At 68.9% G+C, this 1,356-nt stretch carries 1 protein-coding gene; it reads left to right on the forward strand.

Annotation, left to right across the window (positions count from 1 at the left end; genetic code table 11):
* A partial coding sequence (locus EHS43_RS44630) for a sugar ABC transporter substrate-binding protein (protein ID WP_148104348.1) occupies positions 1–1,304 on the forward strand: 1,304 nt, incomplete at its 5' end.
* Between the last annotated feature and the right edge of the window lie 52 nt (positions 1,305–1,356).

Below are 1,356 nucleotides of genomic sequence, written 5' to 3' on the forward strand. Positions count from 1 at the left end.
CCCCGCTGCTGTCCGGCTGCTGGGTCGGGGCGGGCGGGGCGGGGTCGGGCGGTGACGCCATCAACGTCCTGATGGTCAACAACCCCCAGATGACCGAGCTGCAGAAGCTGACCAGGGCCCACTTCACCAAGGAGACCGGGATCAAGGTCAACTTCACCGTGCTGCCCGAGAACGACGTCCGCGACAAGATCAGCCAGGACTTCGCCAACCAGGCCGGCCAGTACGACGTGGCGACCCTGTCCAACTACGAGATCCCGATCTACGCCCGCAACGGCTGGCTGCACGCGATGGACGCGTACGTGGCCAAGGACCCGGCGTACGACGAGAAGGACGTCCTGGCGCCGATGCGTCAGTCGCTGACCGGCGACGACGGCAAGCTCTACGGCCAGCCCTTCTACGGCGAGTCGTCCTTCCTGATGTACCGCAAGGACGTCTTCGAGCAGAAGGGCCTGACGATGCCGGCCCACCCCACCTGGCAGCAGGTCGCCGACCTGGCCGCGAAGGCCGACGGGGCGCAGCCCGGCATGAAGGGCATCTGTCTGCGCGGACTGCCCGGCTGGGGCGAGGTGATGGCACCGCTCACCACAGTCGTGAACACCTTCGGCGGCACCTGGTTCGACAAGAACTGGAAGGCCCGGCTGGACTCGCCCGCCTTCGAGAAGGCCACGAAGTTCTACGTCGACCTCGTGCGCGAGCACGGCGAGTCCGGCGCCGCCCAGTCCGGCTTCGCCGAGTGCCTCAACAACATGACCCAGGGCAAGGTCGCCATGTGGTACGACGCCACCTCCGCGGCCGGATCCCTGGAGGCGAAGGGCTCCCCGGTCAAGGGCAAGGTGGGCTACGCCCCCGCTCCCGTCGAGAGGACGGAGTCCTCCGGCTGGCTCTACACCTGGGCCTGGGGCATCCAGGACGCCTCCCGCAACCCCGACAAGGCCTGGAAGTTCGTCTCCTGGGCCTCCAGCAAGCAGTACGAGCAGCTGGTGGGCGACCGGATCGGCTGGTCCAACGTCCCGGCCGGCAAGCGGGCTTCGACGTACACCAACCCGGCCTACGCCAAGGAGGCCGCCGCCTTCCAGGAGATGACCAAGCAGGCCATCGAGCAGGCCCGGCCGAACGACCCGGGTGTGCAGCCGCGCCCCGCGCCCGGCATCCAGTTCGTCGGCATCCCCGAGTTCACCGATCTCGGCACCCGGGTCTCCCAGGAGATCAGCGCGGCCATCGCCGGACGCCAGTCCGTCGAGTCGGCCCTGGAGAAGTCCCAGCAGATCGCCGAGAAGATCGCCGAGGAGTACGAGGGACGATGACCGCCACCACCACGGCCCCCGTGGCCGCCCCCGCCGTACGGCCCCTGGGGGT

This window comes from Streptomyces sp. RP5T (assembly GCF_003933965.1).
Lineage (GTDB): Bacteria > Actinomycetota > Actinomycetes > Streptomycetales > Streptomycetaceae > Streptomyces.